The organism is Aquicoccus sp. (assembly GCF_041686535.1).
In the GTDB taxonomy this organism is placed as follows: Bacteria; Pseudomonadota; Alphaproteobacteria; order Rhodobacterales; family Rhodobacteraceae; genus Aquicoccus.
In genome coordinates this window covers 1-11088 of record NZ_JAWLDS010000096.1, presented here as the reverse complement: position 1 = coordinate 11088, position 11088 = coordinate 1, and the positions used below count along the sequence as shown (strand labels likewise).

Genomic DNA, 11088 nt, shown 5'->3' with positions numbered 1-11088 from the left:
CGTGTCATTGCCATCCTCGCCATAAAGCAGGTCGTCGCCCGCCTCGCCGTCGATTAGATCGTCGCCGGTGCCGCCGAACACCGTGTCTTCGCCTTGCCCGGCAAAGACCGTGTCGCTGCCTGCACCGGCCTCGATCACATCGGCATTGCCGCCGCCGGGGGCGTCGTTGTTGTCGACCCGGTCGGAGCCGGATTCGACGGGTTCGATATAGTCCGTGTCGATCAGGTCATCGCCACCGGTGCCCTGCACAATCCCGTCGTCGAAGCTGATATCCTGTCGGTCAGTGCCAAGGTTGCCGTTATCGGCAATCATGCTGTTCAGTGTGATCGATTCGATCGGGCGGGCGGTCAGGGTGGCGACATCGGCGTTGGACGAGAGCGGCGGTGCAAGAAAGAGGTGGCCCTGCGTGTCCTGTGCAACGATCGCGGTGAAATTGGCCGAAGTGCCGTCGGTATAGGTGAGCGTCGCCCCGTAGACCCCGACCCCGTCATAGGTGAAAGTTTCGGGGCCGTTGCCAATATCGGTGATGAACTGGTCGTTCGAGGCGTTGTTGTTTGTGTCGAGCGCGGTCGAAGAGCCGCCATTATCGATCATCTGGGCTCGGGTGACGTGCTCGTAGAGCGGATCGCCCGCCGTGCCGAAGGACGCGCCGACAAGGAGGTCCGCATCCTCGGACAGGGCGCTGCCTTCGACCGGGTCGATATTCGTGGAAGACAGACCGAGATGGATCCAGTTGAAGGTTGTGGGCATTTCACGCGCATCCTGCTGTTTCCCGGACGGATACAATGCGGTTGCGGCAACAATTGGCGCAGGTTTAGGCCAATTGTAGACGAATTGCGGCGGAGTTCAGGCGGTGCGGCGTGGCCGCCGGGCAGGGGCGGGTCGGGCCCCCCGGCGTGGGGCGAACAATTACGTCTGTCTTGTCGCCAGGCGGCCGCGAACGGGTGTTTCCTCGTTTGGAAACCAGTGCCGGGTGCGGTTTGCGAACCAGACAAGTGAAAGCATCACCGGCACCTCGACAAGCACACCGACGACCGTCACAAGCGCGGCGATGGAAGAGAGGCCGAAAAGCCCGATCGCCACTGCGACCGCGAGTTCGAAGAAGTTGGACGTACCGATCATCGCGCAGGGCGCAGCGACCTTGTGTGGTACGCGCCATGCCTTGGCTGCCCAATAAGCAATCGCGAAAATGCCGTAGGACTGAATCAGGAGGGGGATCGCAATCATCAAGATCACCAGCGGTTGGTTCAGGATCACCTCGCCCTGAAAGCCGAAGAGCAGTACCACCGTCGCCAACAGGCCGATTACCGAGAGCGGCTTGATCTGCCCGGTAAAGCGTTCGACTGCGGCCGCAGCCTCTGCATCATTGTGTGCACCACGTGTCAGCCGCATCCGGGTGACGATTCCGGCGCTCAGCGGAATGACGACGTAGAGAATCACGGACAGGATCAGTGTCGCCCATGGCACGGTGATGTCGGTTACCCCGAGCAGTAGCGCCACAAGCGGTGCGAAGGCGAAGATCATGATGACATCATTGAGCGACACTTGCACCAGCGTATAATTTGGGTCGCCCCGGGTCAGGTGTGACCACACGAAGACCATCGCTGTGCAAGGGGCGGCTCCCAGCAGGATCATGCCCGCGATATACTGACCCGCAGTGCCCGGTTCGATGAACGGCGCGAATATCACCTCGAAGAACAGCAAACCCAGCGCCGCCATCGTGAAGGGTTTGATCAGCCAGTTCACGACCAAGGTGATAACGAGGCCCTTGGGCCGTTCATGGATGCGCGCGAGGCTGGAGAAATCGACCCCGACCATCATCGGGAAGACCATGAACCAGATCAGGACCCCCACGACGAAATTGACCGAGCCGTATTCGAGGCTGGCCAGAATGTTTACGATTCCCGGCGCGACCTGGCCAAGGGCTACGCCCGCGACGATAGCCAAGGCTACCCAGACAGAAAGAAAACGTTCAAACGTGGACATGCTGGCTCATTCCTTTGCTGCAGGCACCTGCAAACTGGCGGTTGAGGTTGTGTTGTCAGGTACGATGCAGGCCGCTTCCACCGGGGGCGATCGTTCTGTGATCTGGTCAAGCAGCGCCCGCAGCGGTTGCAGCGCGTCAGCGTTGAGGGAATAGCAGATCCTTGGATGCTCGATCGTGCCGTTGATGAGGCCCGTCGCCTTTAGAATGCGCAGGTGTTCGGACACCGTGGATTGTGCGAGGCCGACCTCGTTCACGATATCCCCCGCGATACAGCCCTCGCGCGAGAGCAGGAAGTCAACGATCTTCAGGCGCGCTGGATGGGCCAGCGCCTTGGCGATGGTGGCGATCCGGTCAATCTCGGGACGCGCGGGCGTTGCATGGTCAATTGATGTCAATTGATTGCGATCCGGGCATAACGCTTCCAGTTTCGTCGAACGGCGATTCATGTATCGCAAATCAACGATGCAGAGGTCGAAGTCAAGGCTTCGCCCGCGGTTTGATCTGCACTTTTTGTCGTATGGTCATTTTGCAAAACCTGATGCCCTAGAAAAACCGGCCCTCAGTGATTTGCGACCGGCTGGACTTCGGTTGAGGTGAATTTCAACTTGATGCGGATCAAGGAATTGCATAGCCGCTTATGCGCATAAGGCAATATGAAGTGGAGCACGCGATGATTCTCACGATTCTATCGGCACTTGCAGAGCCGACGCGACTGCAAGCGATGACAATTCTCGGCGATGGGGAGGAGCATTGTGTCTGCGAATTGATGGAGCGACTGGAGGTCAGCCAGAGCCGGATGTCGCGGCACATGAAGGTGCTAAAGGAGGCGGGCCTCGTGACCGGGCGGCGGGACGCGCAATGGGTGCGCTATCGCAGCAACCCGGCCCTGGCTCCGGAACACCGAGCCGTTGTTCAGGCGGTGCTGGCTGTTGAACATGCTGACGAAAGGCAATTCGCGTGAGTTCTGAGACACAAGACACCACGCCGCGCGGCGTGTCGGACGGGCTCTGGTATGCGGGGCTGCCTGTGGCCGCTCTGCTCTGGTATGCGCTTTATTCACTGTTGATCCCGTTTTCGGAGTGGGCGACTACACTATTCCCGGTTGACCGCCACAGTCACACGGGTGAGGCGATCGCCTTTTTCATTTACGACGTGCCAAAGGTTCTGCTGTTGCTCGCCGCGATCGTCTTTGTGACCGGCGTGCTGCGCAGCTGGTTCAGTCCCGAGAAGACCCGGGCGATCCTGGCCGGCAAGCGCGAGATCGCTGGCTATCCGCTGGCGGCTGCGCTCGGCGTGCTAACGCCGTTCTGCTCCTGCTCGTCAGTGCCTTTGTTCATTGGCTTCGTCTCGGCGGGAATCCCGCTCGGGGTGACGTTTGCCTTCCTGATCGCGGGTCCGATGGTGGGACCAGTGGGGCTGGGCCTGCTTTATGGCCTCGTGGGATGGAAGATCGCCACGATCTACCTTGTCTTCGGCTTCACCATTGCCACGGTCGCGGGCTTCGTGCTGGGCAAGTTGGGGCTGGAGCGCTACTTGCAGGACTGGGTGCGCGAGTTGAATGCAGGCCCCGTGGGTGACCTGCCCGAGGAGCGCCTCACCTTTGCTGATCGCCTGAGAATCGGCTTGGAGCAGATGCGCGAGATTGTCGGCAAAGTCTGGATCTGGGTCGTCGTCGGTATCTCCATCGGTGCGTTGATTCATGGCTATGTGCCCGAGGCGATGATGCTGCGGATCATGGGCGGCGAGGCTTGGTGGTCGGTTCCGGCAGCAGTGGCCGTGGGCGTGCCGATGTACACCAACGCGGCTGGGGTCATCCCGATCGTGGAGGTGCTTCTGGGAAAGGGGGCGGCACTCGGCACGACGCTGGCCTTCATGATGTCGGTGATCGCGCTCAGTCTACCCGAAATGATCATTCTCAAGCAGGTGCTGACCTATCGCTTGATCGCGATCTTCATCGCGGTCGTATCGGCGGGGATTCTCGCCACCGGCTTTCTCTTCAACTTCATCCTTTGAAAGGACACGCAGATGAAAAACGTCAAGGTCTATGGACCCGGTTGCCAGCGCTGCGAAACGGCTGCGAAGATGGTCAAGGAAACGGCAGACAAACTGGGGGTCGATGTGGAGATCGAGAAAGTGACTGATGCCAGGTCGATCGCAATGGCGGGTGTCATGTCGACACCGGGCGTTTCCGTCGATGGCAAGCTTGTGCATGCGGGCGGTCTGCCGGATACGGGCGCGGTCGAAGCGTGGCTCGGTGCATGATCAGGGGCCTTTTGACCGCCACGCTCTTGGCTGTTCCCAGCCTGGCTTCTGGCGATGTTCTTGAAGTCCAGCCGGTCACAGGAAATGTCTGGGCAATCGTTGGCCAGACAGAGCAGCGCAGTTCGGATAATCTTGGCAATAATGCGACCTTCGGCCTTGTGGTGACGTCCGAGGGGGCGGTGCTGATTGATCCGGGCGGCTCATGGCATGGTGCGGGAATGTTGCATGAGGTGGTGCGCGGCGTCACCGAAAAGCCCGTGGTTTATGTGATCAACACCGGGGGGCAGGATCATCGCTGGCTCGGCAATGGATACTGGCAGGCACAAGGCGCCACCGTGATCGCCTCGGAGGCGGCCGCCGCGGATCAGCGTGATCGCGCCTCAGAACAGATGAGCGCACTGGCGCAGTTCCTGGAGGAGGGGCTGGAAGGGACTACGCCCAGCTTTGCCGACGTGACATTCGAGATCGATCACAGGCTGGACTTGGGTGGGATGATCTTCGAGATCATGCATCGCGGTCCGGCCCACACCCTCGGCGACAGTTTTGTCTGGCTGGAGGAGCGCGACGTGATTTTCACCGGCGATATCGTTTACGTGGATCGTTTGCTCGGCAACGGGCCGGCACGCAACACCCGCAGCTGGGTTGCCGTCTTTGAAGAAATGGCCGCGTTCGAGCCGGCGCATGTCGTCCCAGGTCATGGGCGGGCCACCGATCTGGCCACGGCGAGGCGCGAAACCCATGATTATCTCGTCAACCTGCGCACCGAGATCGGCACGTTGATGGACGCGGGCGGCAGCATCATGGAGGCGCCGGAGATCGACCAGTCGGCATGGTCCGACCTCGAGCAGTTCGAGAGCCTCGCAGGTCGCAACGCGCAGGCCGCCTATGAGGAGATGGAATGGGAATAACGCTCGCTACATGTCCGCTTGTGTTTCAGGTAAAAGCGGCGCCGAAGTACGCTGCCTCTCCCTTCGGTCGAACGAGCGTTTTGTTTCGGGTGGTATCGTTTAAGTGCGAAACGATTTGGCGCGTCCCTTCTTGACTTGTAAATAAGCTTGAAAACGAAATTCACCTGCTGATGAAGGTCAAAACGGGATCGCACCGGTGTTGGTTTGAAGTAAACGGAGCTGGCTCAAAGACTGAGCTTCGATCCTGCGAAACGGGCTGATTTCGATGCGCCAGAAAGGGCGGACGAAGAAATGCTCGTCGAAGTATTTCAGTCAATGAATGAGTGCTTGGAGCGGGTAGCGGGAATCGAACCCGCACTTCAGGCTTGGGAAGCCGGCGCGCTACCACTACACCATACCCGCTGCTCACTTATCTAGATAGTCTTGCGTGTTACCCTGTGCAAGCCGGTTTTCGCGGTGAATGCGTCATTCCAATATGGTTGGGCTCATGAAGTCTGGTGCGTGTTCTCCCGGTCTGTGAGTTTAATTTTCGTTAATCGGGGCTACATTGATAGCGAACGCAGATCAGGAGGTGGTAATGCAGATCGAGGTAAATGGTGTGGCTCATGAGCTGGATGTCGAAGAGGACATGCCGCTTTTGTGGGTGCTCAGGGATGAGTTGGGGGTCAAGGGCGTGAAATACGGTTGCGGGATCGCGCAGTGCGGGGCTTGCACGGTGCATATCGACGGCGAGGCGGTCAAATCCTGTCAGGTTTTTGCAGGTGACGTCTGGGGCGAGGTCACGACGATCGAGGCGGATGCAGACGAATCGCCTGTATTGCGGGCGGTGCAGTCGGCATGGATTGAGCATCAGGTAGCGCAATGTGGCTATTGCCAGTCGGGGCAGATCATGTTGGCGGCATCCTTGCTGAGCGAGAACAGAAACCCGAGCGATACCGAGATCGACGAGACGATGCGGTCCAACCTGTGCCGCTGTGGCACCTATCCGCGCATCCGCGAAGCGGTGAAGTCGGCGGGCGAGCGGGTCAGGGAGGGGTGATCATGGGCAAGATCGGAAAAATCGCGCGACGCACGTTCCTGATCGGGTCGGCGGCGGTTTTGGGAGGTGTGGCGTTCGGTTATGTCATGTACCAGCGCCCGGCGAAGAACCCTCTGCTCGACGGGTTGGGCGAAGGTGAGGCGGCGCTCACGCCCTATGTGTTGATCAACGGTGAAGGTGTGACGCTGATCACGCCACGCGGTGACAAGGGACAGGGGGCGTATCATGTCCAGGCGGCATTGATCGCGGAAGAACTGGATGTCGATCTGGAGAAAGTCAATGTCGATCCAGGCCCGCCAAGCGGAGCCTATTACAATACCGCGCTAAGCGCCGAGGCGGTGCCATTTGCGTATTATGACGAAGGGTTCATGGCTGAGACGTTGCGCGACGTGATGGATGCGCCGATGAAATTCCTGGGCATGCAGATCACCGGCGGATCGACAACCGTGCCCGATGCCTGGGAAAAGCTGCGCGTGGCCGGGGCCGTGGCGCGCGAGACATTGAAGGCGGCGGCGGCCGAGGTTTCGGGGATCAACGTGACGGCGCTCGATACCGGGAGTGGCCGGGTGATCCTGCCTGACGGGAGGGAATTGACCTATGAGGAACTGGCGCCCGTGGCTGCGGGGCTGGAGCCGGTGACAAAGGTGCGGCTGCGCGAACCCGAGGAATGGCGCTATATCGGCAAACCGATGAAGCGCATCGACATCGTGGCGAAATCGACCGGTGCGCAGGAGTATGGCATCGACGTGGAACTGCCTGACATGGTGCATGCGGCGGTTCGGCTCAACCCGCGGCGGGGCGGGGCGTTGAACGGGTATGATGCGCAAGCCGCCGAGGAGATGCGCGGGGTCGAAGCTGTTTTTGATATCCCCGGCGGGGTTGCGGTTCTGGCCGACAATACCTGGCGTGCCTTTCGCGCGGCCGAGGCGGTGGAATGCGACTGGGGGCCGGCGGATCATCCGGGCGAACAGGCAGAACATTGGCAAGCCCTGGCCGATAGCTTCGTGTCCGACCGGCGGGATTCGCGCCAACGTGACGAGGGCGATGTCGAGTCGGCGCTGGGCGATGCCCCGATCGAGGCGGAATACCGCGCGCCGTATCTGGCGCATGCGCCGCTTGAGCCCGTCAACGCAACCGTTTGGGTGCAAGAGGGGCGCGTGGATGTCTGGACCGGCACGCAGGTGCCGCGTTTTGCCCAGTCGCATGTCGCCGAGATCTGCGGGGTCGATGCCGAGCAGGTGCATGTGCATGTGCTGATGATGGGCGGGAGTTTCGGTCACCGGCTCGAGGATGACGTGGTGATCCGTGCGGCCCAGGTTGCGATGCAGGCGGGAGGACGTCCGGTCAAGCTCACCTATAGCCGCGAAGAGGATACGCGACAGGATTTCCTGCGCCCGGTCGGGATGGCGCGAATGAAAGGCGCGATCACGGACGGGTGGGTGCGGGCCCTGGATTACCACGTCGCCGCGCCGTCGATCATGGCCAGCCAGATGGGCGAGCGGCAGGGCCTGCCGATGCCGGGGCCGGATTCGACCATAGTGCAGGCGGCGTGGGATCAGGCCTATGCGATCCCCGATTACCGGGTCACGGGGTATCGCGCGCCGCGGCTTGCGCCGGTGAGTTCATGGCGGTCGGTCGGCGCGTCGATCAACGGTTTCTTTCACGAGGGGTTTCTGGATGAATTGATCCATGCCGCTGGCGCGGACCCGCTGGAAGAGCGATTGCGACTTTGTTTCCACGTGCCCACGCGCAAGGTTCTTGAAGCGGTGGGCGAGATGGCCGCGTGGTCGGGCCCGCGCCCCGCAGAGGGCGTGGGTCGGGGCGTGGCGCTTGTCACGTCCTTTGGTGTGCCCTGTGCGGAGATCGTGGAAGTTCGCCAGACCGAAGCGGGGTTGCGGATCGAAAGGGTCTGGGTCGCCGCCGAGGTGGGCCGGTTGGTCGATCCGGTCAATTTCGATGGGCTGGTGAAGGGCGGCGTGGTGTTCGGGCTTGGGCATGCGATGACGGGTGAGATCACATTTGCCGACGGCCGGGTCGAGCAGGAGAATTTCGATCTCTTCGATGCGATGCGGATCGACCAATGCCCCGACATCGAGGTGCGAGGTCTGGAAAACGGCGACAGGGTTCTGGGTATAGGCGAGCCGCCGGTGCCGCCGGCCGCACCTGCGTTGGCCAATGCGATCTTTGCCGCGACTGGGCAACGGCTGCGCGAGATGCCGTTTGCGAAATTTGTCGACTTCGCTTGATGCGACGCGGTCCGGCCTCTTTGTGCGGTGCGCTCACCCACAAGGCGCCGTGCAAGAGTTGGGCTGATGCCTTCGGCAGAAGTATTTCGAGCAAGATTCATTGGGCGGATCGCACTTGAAGCCGTGCCGGGCGCAACCTAACGTGCAATCAACCATGCGAGAGGGCGAGCATGATCTACAAGTTACCAATCCGGGTCTATTACGAGGATACCGACATGGCCGGTATCGTCTATTACGCCAATTACCTGCGATATATCGAGCGCGGGCGCAGCGAATGGGTGCGTGCAGTCGGGCTGGATCAGAACCGGATGAAGAACGAAGACGGGATCGTTTACGCCGTGCGCCGGGTTGAGGCGGATTATCTTGCTCCGGCGCGTCTCGATGACGAATTGGTGGTCGAGACCTGGGTGGAGAGTCGCAAGCCGGTGCGCATGGTTATGGGCCAGCAGGTCAAGCGTGGGGAAAAGCTCTTGTTCCGGGCCATGGTGACAGTGATCTGTATGACGCTTGAGGGCAAGCCTGTGCGCATGCCGCAGTGGGATGCGCCAGAGGCTTGAGTGGCGGGAAATCGCCGCCTGGCCCTGGGGCGCGCAAACGTGATTCAAAGCTGTTGGCTTTCCCCTTGAAAATCAGCTAGTTTGACCTTCAAGAAGTGCCGCAACAGACGGTTGAAATAACGAGCAGGCATATGGAAGCAGAAACCCTTGCCTTGGCGCAAGATATCGAGTTCACGATGTGGGCTTTGTTCATGCGTGCGACGCTCACGGTTAAGCTCGTGATGATCGTACTGATCCTCGCGTCTTTCTGGTCGTGGGCGATCATTTTCCAGAAACTCATCGACTATCGCAAGGCGCGGCGAGAATCTGCGCGGTTTGACCGGGCGTTCTGGTCCGGCGAGCCGCTGGATCAGCTTTTCGAGCAGATCGGGCCCGACCCAAAGGGCCAGTCGGAGAAAGTCTTTGCGGCCGGCATGATAGAATGGCGGCGCTCGCACCGGGCAGATGGCAGGTTCATCGCAGGGGCGCAGGCCCGGATCGACCGGTCGATGGACGTGGCAATCGCCAAGCAGGCCGAAGGCCTGCAGAGCGGATTGCCGGTGCTTGCGACTGTGGGGTCGACAGCGCCCTTCGTGGGGCTGTTCGGCACGGTGATCGGGATCATGAATTCATTCATCGAGATCGCGCAGCAGCAGAACACCAATCTTGCCGTCGTGGCCCCCGGCATCGCCGAGGCTCTTCTGGCCACCGGACTGGGACTTCTGGCGGCGATTCCGGCGGTGATCTTCTACAACAAGCTTTCCGCCGACAGTGATCGGATCATCGCCGGATATGAAGCATTTGCCGATGAGTTCTCCACGATCCTGAGCCGGCAGTTGGATAGCTGAGATGGGGGCAGGGGTCATAAAGTCGTCGGGTGCAGGCGGCGGATCGCGTCGCCGGCGCAGAGGCGGGCGTGCTGTCCCGATGAGCGAGATCAACGTCACGCCCTTTGTCGATGTGATGCTCGTTCTGTTGATCATCTTCATGGTTGCTGCTCCGCTGATGACTGTAGGGGTTCCGGTTGAACTGCCCAAGACTGCGGCGAATGCGCTGCCCAGCGAGGCCGAGGAACCCTTGACCGTGACGATCACGAGTGACGGCGTGATTATGTTGCAGCGCACGGAGGTCGGGCGTGACGAGCTTTTGGCAAAGTTGCGCGCGGTGGCGGCGGAGCGGGCCAGCGATCGGGTCTTCCTGCGCGCAGATGGAGCCGTGCCCTATGAGCAGGTGGTGCAGGTAATGGGGGCGCTCAATCGCGGCGGGTTTTCGAATATCGGTCTGGTCACGGATATCGACGGGCCCTCGCTCGACGAGACGGGGAACTGACGGGTTCGAGCATGAACACCGGTCAGATCATATCCGCGGTGGGGCATGTCGGCCTCATCGGCTGGCTGCTGTTCGGGGGGCAGTTCGACGCCGAGCCTCTGCCGTTCGAGGTCAGGGACGTGGCGGTGATTTCGAGTGAGGAGTTCGAGGCGATGATGGCGGCGCAGCGCGCACCGGACACGGCGGCGGATGTGGCGATGCCGCAAGCGCCGGAAGAGGACCAGTCGACCCCGTCGGAACTGCCATCCTTGCCGGACATCACGCCGGAACGAAGCGAACCCGAGTCTGTCGAGACTCCATCGACTGATGAGCGTTCAGAGCCAGAGTTGCCGGAGCCACAACCCCAATCGGTCGAGGACCTTCCGCCCGAGATCGTACCCCCTGCCGAGGAAGAGAGTGCGCTTCTGGTGCCCGATACCTCTCGGCGTCCACAGTCTCGGCCAGTCGAGCGAGTCACCCCCGAGCCGGTCGCGCAGCCGCCCGAGCCAGAGGCGGCGCCGGATGAAGTCGTGCGCGCGGAGACCGAGGATTCACCCGCCGAAGAGACCCGGCCTGAGGAAGAGGCCACCGCGCCGGAAGAATCGGTGACAGACATTACCCCGGAAGCCTCCGATGACGTGACGGCGGCCCCGCGCCGATCAGCGCGCCCACGCCCACGCCCGCAGAGTACCGCACAGGCCGGGGATGAGCCGGATGCGGACATTGCCGACACGGTGAGCTCGGTTCTGGAAGAGGCCCTACGTGGGGAGGCCGAAGCATCAGAAGAGCAATCGACGGCACC

The 11088-nt window shown here is 61.2% G+C and carries 13 protein-coding genes and 1 tRNA gene; 10 read left to right on the top strand and 4 right to left on the bottom strand.

Annotated elements, in window-relative coordinates:
* The 3 genes from ACESL9_RS15010 to ACESL9_RS15000 form a co-directional block, all read right to left on the bottom strand.
* A partial coding sequence (locus ACESL9_RS15010; protein WP_372675095.1) for a calcium-binding protein occupies nucleotides 1-750 on the bottom strand: 750 nt, incomplete at its 3' end.
* Nucleotides 751-909: 159 nt separating this feature from the next.
* Nucleotides 910-1986 carry an ACR3 family arsenite efflux transporter gene (gene arsB / locus ACESL9_RS15005; RefSeq protein WP_372615304.1) on the bottom strand — a complete coding sequence of 359 codons (1077 nt, stop codon included), beginning with the start codon at nucleotides 1984-1986 and terminating at the stop codon, nucleotides 910-912.
* Between the two features lie 6 nt (nucleotides 1987-1992).
* Complete coding sequence (locus tag ACESL9_RS15000; protein ID WP_372615303.1) at nucleotides 1993-2433, bottom strand: ArsR/SmtB family transcription factor; 441 nt, start codon at nucleotides 2431-2433, stop codon at nucleotides 1993-1995.
* Between the two features lie 224 nt (nucleotides 2434-2657).
* On the opposite strand from ACESL9_RS15000, the gene ACESL9_RS14995 reads away from it, so the two are divergent.
* Genes ACESL9_RS14995 through ACESL9_RS14980 form a run of 4 tightly spaced genes read left to right on the top strand, consistent with a single transcriptional unit; the run spans nucleotide 2658 to nucleotide 5157 of the window.
* Entirely contained in the window at nucleotides 2658-2948 is a 291-nt protein-coding gene (locus tag ACESL9_RS14995; protein WP_372615302.1) for an ArsR/SmtB family transcription factor, read from the top strand.
* A complete protein-coding gene (locus tag ACESL9_RS14990; protein WP_372675094.1) occupies nucleotides 2945-4000 on the top strand; it encodes a permease in 1056 nt (351 codons plus the stop codon). The genes ACESL9_RS14995 and ACESL9_RS14990 overlap by 4 nt, the downstream gene beginning before the upstream one ends.
* A gap of 12 nt (nucleotides 4001-4012) precedes the next feature.
* Nucleotides 4013-4249, top strand: a complete 237-nt coding sequence (locus ACESL9_RS14985; RefSeq protein ID WP_372675093.1) for a thioredoxin family protein — start codon at nucleotides 4013-4015, stop codon at nucleotides 4247-4249.
* Nucleotides 4246-5157 (top strand): MBL fold metallo-hydrolase, encoded by a 912-nt coding sequence (locus tag ACESL9_RS14980; protein WP_372675092.1) that lies wholly within the window; start codon nucleotides 4246-4248, stop codon nucleotides 5155-5157. The genes ACESL9_RS14985 and ACESL9_RS14980 overlap by 4 nt, the downstream gene beginning before the upstream one ends.
* Before the next feature lie 328 nt (nucleotides 5158-5485).
* Here ACESL9_RS14980 and ACESL9_RS14975 read toward each other — a convergent pair.
* Nucleotides 5486-5559 (bottom strand) — tRNA-Gly (locus ACESL9_RS14975).
* 175 nt (nucleotides 5560-5734) lie between these two features.
* Here ACESL9_RS14975 and ACESL9_RS14970 point away from each other — a divergent pair.
* From ACESL9_RS14970 to ACESL9_RS14945, 6 genes are all read left to right on the top strand, one after another.
* Nucleotides 5735-6196, top strand: coding sequence for a (2Fe-2S)-binding protein (locus ACESL9_RS14970; RefSeq protein WP_372615022.1), 462 nt, complete (start codon nucleotides 5735-5737; stop codon nucleotides 6194-6196).
* 2 nt (nucleotides 6197-6198) lie between these two features.
* Nucleotides 6199-8442, top strand: coding sequence for a xanthine dehydrogenase family protein molybdopterin-binding subunit (locus ACESL9_RS14965; RefSeq protein ID WP_372615021.1), 2244 nt, complete (start codon nucleotides 6199-6201; stop codon nucleotides 8440-8442).
* Nucleotides 8443-8612: 170 nt separating this feature from the next.
* On the top strand, nucleotides 8613-8999 hold the full coding sequence (ybgC, locus tag ACESL9_RS14960; protein ID WP_372615020.1) for a tol-pal system-associated acyl-CoA thioesterase: 387 nt from the start codon (nucleotides 8613-8615) through the stop codon (nucleotides 8997-8999).
* A gap of 131 nt (nucleotides 9000-9130) precedes the next feature.
* Entirely contained in the window at nucleotides 9131-9826 is a 696-nt protein-coding gene (gene tolQ, locus ACESL9_RS14955; RefSeq protein ID WP_372615019.1) for a protein TolQ, read from the top strand.
* A 1-nt stretch (nucleotide 9827) separates the two neighbouring features.
* Complete coding sequence (gene tolR, locus ACESL9_RS14950) at nucleotides 9828-10307, top strand: protein TolR (protein WP_372615018.1); 480 nt, start codon at nucleotides 9828-9830, stop codon at nucleotides 10305-10307.
* 11 nt (nucleotides 10308-10318) lie between these two features.
* Nucleotides 10319-11088 (top strand): energy transducer TonB (locus ACESL9_RS14945; protein ID WP_372675091.1); only part of this gene is annotated, 770 nt, incomplete at its 3' end.

Excerpts from the sequence above, each read along its gene's own strand:
- ACESL9_RS15000 (WP_372615303.1), bottom strand. The coding sequence starts at position 2,433 with ATGAATCGCCGTTCGACGAAACTGGAAGCGTTATGCCCGGATCGCAAT.
- ACESL9_RS14970 (WP_372615022.1), top strand. The coding sequence starts at position 5,735 with ATGCAGATCGAGGTAAATGGTGTGGCTCATGAGCTGGATGTCGAAGAG.
- tolQ (WP_372615019.1), top strand. The coding sequence starts at position 9,131 with ATGGAAGCAGAAACCCTTGCCTTGGCGCAAGATATCGAGTTCACGATG.
- ACESL9_RS14980 (WP_372675092.1), top strand. The coding sequence starts at position 4,246 with ATGATCAGGGGCCTTTTGACCGCCACGCTCTTGGCTGTTCCCAGCCTG.
- ACESL9_RS14985 (WP_372675093.1), top strand. The coding sequence starts at position 4,013 with ATGAAAAACGTCAAGGTCTATGGACCCGGTTGCCAGCGCTGCGAAACG.
- ACESL9_RS14965 (WP_372615021.1), top strand. The coding sequence starts at position 6,199 with ATGGGCAAGATCGGAAAAATCGCGCGACGCACGTTCCTGATCGGGTCG.
- arsB (WP_372615304.1), bottom strand. The coding sequence starts at position 1,986 with ATGTCCACGTTTGAACGTTTTCTTTCTGTCTGGGTAGCCTTGGCTATC.
- tolR (WP_372615018.1), top strand. The coding sequence starts at position 9,828 with ATGGGGGCAGGGGTCATAAAGTCGTCGGGTGCAGGCGGCGGATCGCGT.
- ACESL9_RS14995 (WP_372615302.1), top strand. The coding sequence starts at position 2,658 with ATGATTCTCACGATTCTATCGGCACTTGCAGAGCCGACGCGACTGCAA.
- ybgC (WP_372615020.1), top strand. The coding sequence starts at position 8,613 with ATGATCTACAAGTTACCAATCCGGGTCTATTACGAGGATACCGACATG.